The 7,765-nt window shown below is 68.8% G+C and carries 9 protein-coding genes; 1 reads left to right on the top strand and 8 read right to left on the bottom strand.

Annotation, left to right across the window (positions count from 1 at the left end):
• Positions 1-133: 133 nt before the first annotated feature.
• Together MFF21_RS12770 and MFF21_RS24115 are read right to left on the bottom strand one after the other, a co-directional pair.
• Positions 134-346 (bottom strand): DUF2934 domain-containing protein, encoded by a 213-nt coding sequence (locus tag MFF21_RS12770; protein WP_238311489.1) that lies wholly within the window; start codon positions 344-346, stop codon positions 134-136.
• Positions 347-386: 40 nt separating this feature from the next.
• The gene (locus MFF21_RS24115) at positions 387-1,052 is read right to left on the bottom strand and encodes a P-loop NTPase family protein (protein ID WP_373324997.1); all 666 of its coding nucleotides are present in this window, start codon (positions 1,050-1,052) and stop codon (positions 387-389) included.
• 281 nt (positions 1,053-1,333) lie between these two features.
• Here MFF21_RS24115 and MFF21_RS12760 point away from each other — a divergent pair, with 281 nt between their 5' ends.
• Positions 1,334-2,170 (top strand): hypothetical protein, encoded by an 837-nt coding sequence (locus MFF21_RS12760; RefSeq protein WP_238311488.1) that lies wholly within the window; start codon positions 1,334-1,336, stop codon positions 2,168-2,170.
• A gap of 126 nt (positions 2,171-2,296) precedes the next feature.
• Here the strand turns inward: MFF21_RS12760 and MFF21_RS12755 are convergent, their stop codons facing one another.
• The 6 genes from MFF21_RS12755 to MFF21_RS12730 all read right to left on the bottom strand — a co-directional run bounded on the left by MFF21_RS12755 (position 2,297) and on the right by MFF21_RS12730 (position 7,693).
• A complete protein-coding gene (locus MFF21_RS12755) occupies positions 2,297-3,298 on the bottom strand; it encodes a phosphoribosylaminoimidazolesuccinocarboxamide synthase (RefSeq protein WP_238311487.1) in 1,002 nt (333 codons plus the stop codon).
• A 149-nt stretch (positions 3,299-3,447) separates the two neighbouring features.
• Entirely contained in the window at positions 3,448-3,741 is a 294-nt protein-coding gene (locus MFF21_RS12750; RefSeq protein ID WP_238311486.1) for a GCG_CRPN prefix-to-repeats domain-containing protein, read from the bottom strand.
• Between the two features lie 46 nt (positions 3,742-3,787).
• Positions 3,788-4,054: a GCG_CRPN prefix-to-repeats domain-containing protein gene (locus tag MFF21_RS12745; RefSeq protein WP_238311485.1), complete on the bottom strand. Its 267-nt coding sequence runs from the start codon at positions 4,052-4,054 to the stop codon at positions 3,788-3,790.
• Positions 4,055-4,244: 190 nt separating this feature from the next.
• Entirely contained in the window at positions 4,245-5,444 is a 1,200-nt protein-coding gene (locus MFF21_RS12740) for an alpha/beta hydrolase family protein (protein WP_238311484.1), read from the bottom strand.
• A gap of 144 nt (positions 5,445-5,588) precedes the next feature.
• Entirely contained in the window at positions 5,589-6,965 is a 1,377-nt protein-coding gene (locus MFF21_RS12735; RefSeq protein ID WP_238311483.1) for a sensor histidine kinase, read from the bottom strand.
• Positions 6,962-7,693 (bottom strand): response regulator, encoded by a 732-nt coding sequence (locus MFF21_RS12730; RefSeq protein ID WP_238311482.1) that lies wholly within the window; start codon positions 7,691-7,693, stop codon positions 6,962-6,964. Before MFF21_RS12730 ends, MFF21_RS12735 begins: the two co-directional genes overlap by 4 nt.
• Positions 7,694-7,765 lie beyond the last annotated feature (72 nt).

The following is a 7,765-nucleotide window of genomic DNA, read 5'->3' as shown; positions in this document are numbered from 1 at the left end:
CCATCACCAGAAGATGCCGCAGCAACCGGTCCACTCCCGCGGCCGGCGCCGATGAGCCGGGTATAGGCACACCCTCACCGCACGTCAACACGTTTCTCAAGCCGGCTCCGAAACCCGAAACCGGCCGCCGCGCTTACACGGCGTCGCTCGCGCCGGATCCGCCATCCCCCTTGGGCCCGCTCTCGTCCGGTTCGGGCGCCGCCACCGACATGGCCGCCCGCTCCGCCTCGAGCAGGCGTTCGGCCATGAGCCAGAACGTCATCTCGCAGCCGTCCGGCCGATGGTGGCGCTCCCACAATTCGTAGGCGCGCTCCCGGATCGCGTCGAAGCCGACCCTGTCCTGCAATCCCATCGCTCCACCCGCCTTCAAGAGCCCGCCGCCCCGCTCATGCGGCCGCCCGCGCGCTCGACCGCGCCCTGGCCCCCTCCGGCGGCGCCTCCAGCGCGTCCAGGAAGGTCCGGGCCCAGTCGAGGCCGGCGGCCGGATCCCCACCGGCCGCGGTCGCGATCAGGCGGTCGCCCCGGCAGACCACGAAGCTGCGCCCGCCCCGGCGGCGCTCGCACCGCAGGGCGGCCCGCACGGTGTCGGGGGCGAAGGGCGCCAGCCCGGTGCGGATCGGCTGGTGCATCACGGGCACGATGGCATCGCCCGCCCGGAACTCTCGATGCGCCGCGGCCCAGGTCCCCGGCGGCGGCACGCGCTGGATCAGGGCGGGCGGGGTCGTCAGCAGGATCCGCGGCAGGTTCGCCCTGTCCGTCAGCCAGCGCAGCACGCCGGTGCGCAGACCCATCGTCACGCGCGAGGGCGAGACCCGGTCGAAGGGCAGGCAATCCCATTCCGGGAGCAGGGCATAGGACATCCCCGGGAAGAAGGCCCGCAGGGCGGCGGCGATGCGGTCGAGACGGCGCCGGTCGCGGGCGACATGGATCAGGGGAGGGGCGCAGGTCGCCCGACCGGCAAGGGAGTCGGCGAGGGCGCTTTCCGGATCGAGGGGCGGGGCCGCCCCATCGATCCGGGGGGTGGCAGGCTGAGGTCCCTTGTTCTTCGGCATTCCGGTCCCGCGCAGAGGCTCGCTCCTGCCAGGAACCGCGCGAGAGGCGGGACGGGTCCGGGGCCGACCTGCGGTCGAGGCGCCGCGCGGCAGAGTCCCGCTGGCCCGACGTCGCTAGGCCGGATTACTGCTCTATGGTATGAACTCAATCAGCTTGGCCGTTATTAGTGACCGCTTTCGACTCATGTCGGACGTTGAGCCGAGCTCGCCATTAAAGTCCGGACCGAGGCATTATCGGACGCCGGACAGAGAGCGTATCACTGACTGATTAAGAAATTGCCGTGGTATCAGCCATCAGAGACAATTCCGCGAGCGCCGGACAACCGTCGATCATCGTAGATCTCGCCTCTCATGAGAGGCCGATGCGCGACGCGCTACAGCGGGCCGCCGTATTCCTCGGTTACGCTGTTAATGCGGCAGAAGGCACGCCTTTGAGTTCGGTCCGTCTTAAGGCTCCCATAGAACTTTCAGTAGGTGTTCCAGACCCAATCCCGGAGGAACAGCGGCCGGCTTATCAGCAACAATTCCGCAATTGGGTAATCGGGCAGGCTTTGATCGAACTGGACCAGAATTATCAACGCTTTGTAGTATCGTCCATCGAGACAATAGCCGATTTGGAGCATTTCAAAACGCACCGAACCCTTTGCCTTGTTCATAAGCCTAACTTGGCTAACACGTGGACAGTTCATGAACAATTTCACTCGCCAGCCGGCCACACAGACCAGAGCCATCTCGATGAGTCTCGGTACCTTAGGTCGCTCGGCAACGCTCGAAACTGTCTGGCTCATGATAGCGGGTTAGTGACAGAGCGCAGGTTGACTGACGGTGACACAATGCCAATCAGATGGCCCGGTCAGGATATATATCAGACATTACATAGCGGCGAACGGCAGCTTCTTCAGCGTGAACACCCCTTCGAAGTACGCCAAGAGGACATTGGCACGACTCTAAGTGCCGAGGCTGTGGTGCGAGAGAAGATTTACAGAGCAGGAGACACCATCCTGTTCAGTTCTACGGATCTGTCCGAGATAATCTTCTTCTACCAAATACTGGCGATGCGGATTGGCGCAGAATTGCATAGGTTGGTCGAAGAAGCTGGTAGGGAGTTAAACGCCTAGCTTGTCAGTGGACAGAGTATGTAGCTCAAGGAGGAGGCGAAGAAGAAGTGGGCTGGTGGGCCAGGCCAAGGGCCGCTCGCCACCCAAAGCAGCCCTTCATAAGGCTACGCTGATTGCGTTCAGCCCCTATCGCGCCCCGCCCGTGGCGCCGTCCCGGAGGTAGCGCGCGAGGTTGTCCCGGATGCGGTCGAGGGGACGCTCGGCCGGATCGGGAAGGACGAAGGTCTCGCCGGTGATGGTCTCGTAGGCGCGGATATAGACCGCGGCGGCCTCCAGCACGACCGCGCGCGGGATCTCCGGGATCGGGTCCCGGTAGGGGTCGCAGCGGGCCGCGACCCAGCTGCGGATGTAGTCCTTGTCGAAGCTCTCCGGGGCGGCCCCGGCCGCGAACCGCTCGGGATAGCTCGCCGCGAACCAGTAGCGGCTGCTGTCCGGGGTATGGACCTCGTCGGCGAGCACGATCCGTCCCTCCGGGTCGGTCCCGAACTCGTATTTGGTGTCGGCGAGGATGAGCCCGCGCTCGGCCGCGAGCGCCTGGCCGCGGGCGAACAGGGCCAGGGCCGCTTCGGACACGGTCCGCCACTGCGCGGCGGTGAGCAGCCCCTGCTCCAGGATCGCCGCCGCGGTGAGGGGCTCGTCATGCGCCCCGTCCGCGGCCTTCGTCGTCGGCGTGATGATCGGCTCCGCCAGGCGCTCGTTCGGGCGCAGGCCGTCGGGGAGGCGGTGGCCGTACATCGCGCGCTCGCCGCGCTGGTAGCGGGTCAGGATCGAGGTCGAGGTCGTGCCCGCGAGGTAGCCGCGCACCACGATCTCGACCGGCAGGATCGCGAGGCGGCGTCCGACGACGACGTTCGGGTCCGGATAGTCGAGTACGTGGTTCGGGCAGAGATCGGCGGTCCGCTCGAACCAGAAGCGCGCCGTCTGGGTCAGCACCTGCCCCTTGAAGGGGATGGCGGCGAGCGGGCGATCGAAGGCGCTGATCCGGTCGGTGGCGATGAGGATCCGGCGGCCGTCGGGGAGGTCGTAATTGTCGCGGACCTTGCCCCGGTACCGGTTCGGCAGCCCGGCGATCTCGGCATCGTCCAGGACGTGATGCGCGTAATGCGCGAGGGAAGCGATGGCCTTCATCCGTCTTGCCCGCTCGTTCTTGCCCGCTCGTTCGGGAAGGAGAATCGAGCGAGCCTCCTAGCAGGAAAGGCGGCCGTCCGCCTCCGGGAAGCGAGGGGAGGGCCGGTCGGGCGCCGGATCTTCCCGAGCCGACCTCGTCGCGGGCTCGCCTACCAGCGGCGATGCCAGCCCCACCCGCCGTGCCAGCCGGCATGGCGGTAACCGCCGCGGTGCCAAGCGTAGCCGCGGTGCCAGCGGTAGCGATAGCCGTAGTGCCAGCGGTGATAGCCGAAGCGGGGATAGACCGGCCCGTAGCCGTAGGCGCGGACGCCGAGATTCGGCCGGCACCAACCGTAATAGCCGCGATGGAAGCCGGGGCCGCATCCGTCCCGGGCCTCGGCGCCGGAGGCGGCGGCGAGAAGCCCCAGGGAGAGGGCGAAGGGCAGGGCGAGCTTGCGGATCATGACGGGCTCCTTGCGCGTCCGGCCGGAGGCCGGGTGGACGGGGAGGTCAGTTCGGCCAGCAGCGGCGGCCATAGGGACCGATGTGGAAGCCCGCCGGGCAGGACACGCCGCGGACATAGCCGCCCCACTGCCCGCCGGGCCGGCAGCCGCCATAGGGGCCGCGATGCGCGTAGGGGCCGCAGCCGCCATAGACCTGGATGATCCGCGCCTCACCGCCTCCGGCGGACACGGCATCCTGGACCAGCGGCAGGGCCGAGGCCGGGGCCGCGAGGACGGTGGCGAGGAGGGCGGCCGGGACAAGGGCCTTCACCATCGACGAATTCCTTCTGCTCCTATGGGCAAGCCGGTTTCCGGCTCCGCCCCGGGCGGCAGGGACGCCGCCACGGGTGAGCGAAGGTTCGCCCTCGGCCTCTTCCCGGATGTGACGGGCCCGTGCCGAGGCGTAACGTTTTGTAACGAGCCTTGGGGCGTACCGAGAGGCGGCGCGCCGGCGATCGTGCTGTTCAGAGCCCGTCGAACCAGCTCTTCCACTGCGGGACGGCCTTCGCGAAGGTTCCGCGATGGGTGGTGTCACCGGTCGATACCGCTTCGATCTTGTCATTGCCGAGGGCCTGCTGCCAGGTCATCGGCAATCGACCGATCTCGGTCCGGATGGCCTCGTCCGTCAGGCCGTAGAAGGTGCGCACCGGCGTCCTCACGGCCCAGCGATAGGCCTGAGTCTGCGCGACAAGGCGTCCGAAGGCAGAGTTGGCGAAATCTTGCAGGTTGAAATATTCGGGTCGGATCAGTTTGTGCAGATTGGTCGGAATGGCGGCCTGATCGAAGGGCAGGCGCAGATAAGCCCGGCGGGCGTTCTCGTAGGTCTCCTCGGTGAGAAGGCTCTGCGCGAGGCCCGGCACGTCGTAGTAGTTCTCGTAGGAGAAGGCGGTCAGGATGAAGATCGTCGGGATCCAGCTCGCGTCGATCTTGCGAGGAAAGCCGAGGAAGCCTTGGAAGGCGGCGGCGGCATCCGCCGGGGCACTGGCCGTCGTCGCGGCCTTGACGGCCAGGCCGCTCGCTTCGAGCTTCTCGAGCATGGCGAGGGTGACGAAGCCGCCCTGCGACCAGCCGCTCAGGAACAGCTTGGTGTCCGAGAGCTTGAGGTCGGCGAGCACCGCGCGGCTGGCCAGCAGCATGTCGTAGGTCGCCTGCTGGTGGCTGCCCTTGACGAGATACCCCTCCGGCTCCGTCGACGAGCCCATACCGAAGTAGTCGGCGCCGATCAGGAGATAACCCTGACCGGCGAATTGCGCGATCATGAGCTGCGTCTCGGGCGACTGCTCGGGAAAGGAGGGAACCTGCTCCTTCCCGTAGACCGTTCCGTGTTGATACGAGACCATCGGGAAGGCGGTTTCGGCGGTATCCGGCACGGCGATCAGACCTGTCGCCACGATCCTCTTGTTGCCGCGCTCGGGCACGACCGAGGGATACGTCACCCGGTAGAGCTTCACGGCGTTGCGCGCCGGACTGTAGCTCACCGGAATGCCGGAAAAGGCCGGGATGTCCGTCGTCAGGATATGGTTGAGCCTGTCGGCGTCCCAGCGTGCCAGGAACTGATAGGTGACGCCGGATCCCACGGAGGTCGGTTCCGCCGGTTGCGCCAGGGCGGCGGGCAGGAGACTGACCAGCGCGAGCACGGCACCGACGATACGGAACAGCGACATGAGACGACCTTCAGCGAGCCTCAAGCCTCGCATGGCCGTATTAACATAGAATGATAACCGCGGACGGTCGCGGGGTCGAGCCTCGAACCCTATCCTCTCGACCTGGATCCGGCTTCCCGGTCGGTGCGGGAGGCGAGGGCGGCCTCAGGCGAGCGCGGGCAGGGTGAGCACGAGCCGCGCGCCGCCGAGGGCGCCGGCCTCGGCGGCGACAGTGCCGCCATGGGCCTCCGCGATCTGCCGCGCGATGGCGAGGCCGAGGCCGGTGCCGCCGGTCGTCCGGCTCCGGGAGCGCTCGACCCGATAGAAGGGGCTGAACACCGCCCGCCGCTCCGCCTCCGGAATGCCCGGCCCGTCATCCTCGACGACGACGGCGCAGACCGCGCCGGTGCGGCGCACGGTGACGGCGACGGTGGAGCGGCGGAACTTGACGGCGTTCTCGATCAGGTTGGCGAGGACGCGCCGCAGGGCGACCGCGTCCCCCACGGTCACCGCATCCTGCACGTCCTCGCCGATCAGCCGGATCGCGATTCCCTGCGCCGCCTGCTCGGCGACCTCCACCGCGACCAGGTCGGCGAGATCGACCGCCGAGCGTTCCACGCCGATGGCGGTGCCCCGGGCGAAGCCGAGGGAGGTGTCGATCAGGGCCGTCATCGCATCGAGGTCCTCGACCAGCCGCTCCCGCCGCTCCGGCTCCGACACGCCCTCGGCCCGCAGACGCAGGCGCGTCAGGTAGGTCTTGAGGTCGTGGGAGATGGCGCCGATCAGGAGCGAGCGCTCGGCCATCAGGCCGACGATGCGTTCCTGCATCGCCTGCACGGCCCGGGCGAGATGCCGGATCTCCGGGGCGCCCTGGGGCGGGATGGCCGGCTCCGGCACGCGGCCGTCGAACCGGGACACGGCTTCGGTCAGGCGACGCAGGGGCGTGAGTTCGTGGCGCGCCCCGACCAGGACGAGACCGGCCACCGCCACGCCCAGGATCGCCACCCAGAGGCTCACGGGCAGCCCGAGCAACCAGGGCATGAGCGAGCGGTGGCGGACGATGGCGGAGATGACGAGGATCCGGCCATCGGCGAGCCGGTAGGTCGCCAGCGACAGGCTGCCGATCGGCCGGCGCCGGTCCTGGTCCCCGACATCCGCCGCATCCACGCCCCGGCGCAGCAGGGCGCTGCTGGTGAAGGCCGCGATCCGGCCGTCCGTGTCCCCCGTCAGCCGCCGCAGCCGCGCCTCGAGGCGCGGCTCGCGGATCAGCGCGGCCTCCGGCGGGGGCTGGTCGGCGATCTCGGCCCGCAAGGCCTCGCCGCTCACCGCCCTCAGGATGGCCGGCCGCAGGGAGGGGTCCGTGTCCCGCAGGAGGGTCATGATATGCGCGGCCTGATCGACGCGCGGGAAGCCGCTGTCCCAGGGGAAGGGCCGGTGCGCGATCTGCCAGCGATCGATCGTGACCGTGACGAGCACGAGCAGCGAGAGCGCCCCGAGCAGGAGCAGCATGATCCGGCCGAGCAGGCCGATCCGCGCCATCATGGCGCGGGCTTCACCGGGGCGGCCAGGATGTAGCCGGCGTTGCGCACGGTCTTGAGCAGGGCCGCCGCGCCGCTGCCGGCGGCGCCGAGCTTGTGCCGCAGCCGGCTCACCTGCACGTCGATGGTGCGGTCGAAGGCGTCGGCGGTCCGGCCGCGCGTCCAGTCGAGCAGCTGGTCGCGCGAGAGCACGCGCTGCGGGCGGGTGACGAAACAATGCAGGAGGTCGTATTCCGCACTCGTGAGGAGGATCTCTTCGGCGGCCTCGCCCTTCGTGACCCGGCGCGCCGCGAGATCGACGACGAGATCGGCGACGCCGAGCCGCTCGGGCTCGGCCTCGGAGGCCGGCGCGCTGTTCACGAGGGAGCGGCGCAAGACCGCGCGGATGCGGGCGAGCAGCACGCGGGGGTTGAAGGGCTTCGAGACGTAGTCGTCGGCCCCCATCTCCAGGCCGAGCACCCGGTCGATATCCTCGTCCTTGGCCGTCAGCATGATGATCGGCGGGCCGCCCGCCTCGCGCAGGCGGCGGCAGATCGAGAGGCCGTCCTCGCCGGGCAGCATCCAGTCGAGCACGATCAGGTCCGGCACCGGCCCCGCCGCGAGCCTCCGGTCGAGGCTCGCGCCGCCGTCGAAGCCCACGACGCGGAACCCCTCGCCCTCCAGAAAGCCCGCTAGCAGCGAACGGATGTCGGGATCGTCCTCGACGATGGCGATGGTGGTGCCGTCGTGCATGAACCGACCATAGGAGGCCCGCGCGCGCCGGCAACGCGAAAGCGGCCGCTGTCACAAAACGTTACACGGGCT

This window comes from Methylobacterium organophilum, from assembly GCF_022179465.1.
GTDB classification, from domain to species: domain Bacteria; phylum Pseudomonadota; class Alphaproteobacteria; order Rhizobiales; family Beijerinckiaceae; genus Methylobacterium; species Methylobacterium organophilum.
The sequence above is the reverse complement of the archived record's forward strand: the minus strand, read 5'-3'. Positions and strand labels throughout refer to the sequence as shown.

Excerpts from the sequence above, each read along its gene's own strand:
- MFF21_RS24115 (WP_373324997.1), bottom strand. The coding sequence starts at position 1,052 with ATGCCGAAGAACAAGGGACCTCAGCCTGCCACCCCCCGGATCGATGGG.
- MFF21_RS12755 (WP_238311487.1), bottom strand. The coding sequence starts at position 3,298 with ATGAAGGCCATCGCTTCCCTCGCGCATTACGCGCATCACGTCCTGGAC.
- MFF21_RS12750 (WP_238311486.1), bottom strand. The coding sequence starts at position 3,741 with ATGATCCGCAAGCTCGCCCTGCCCTTCGCCCTCTCCCTGGGGCTTCTC.
- MFF21_RS12745 (WP_238311485.1), bottom strand. The coding sequence starts at position 4,054 with ATGGTGAAGGCCCTTGTCCCGGCCGCCCTCCTCGCCACCGTCCTCGCG.
- MFF21_RS12740 (WP_238311484.1), bottom strand. The coding sequence starts at position 5,444 with ATGTCGCTGTTCCGTATCGTCGGTGCCGTGCTCGCGCTGGTCAGTCTC.
- MFF21_RS12735 (WP_238311483.1), bottom strand. The coding sequence starts at position 6,965 with ATGATGGCGCGGATCGGCCTGCTCGGCCGGATCATGCTGCTCCTGCTC.
- MFF21_RS12730 (WP_238311482.1), bottom strand. The coding sequence starts at position 7,693 with ATGCACGACGGCACCACCATCGCCATCGTCGAGGACGATCCCGACATC.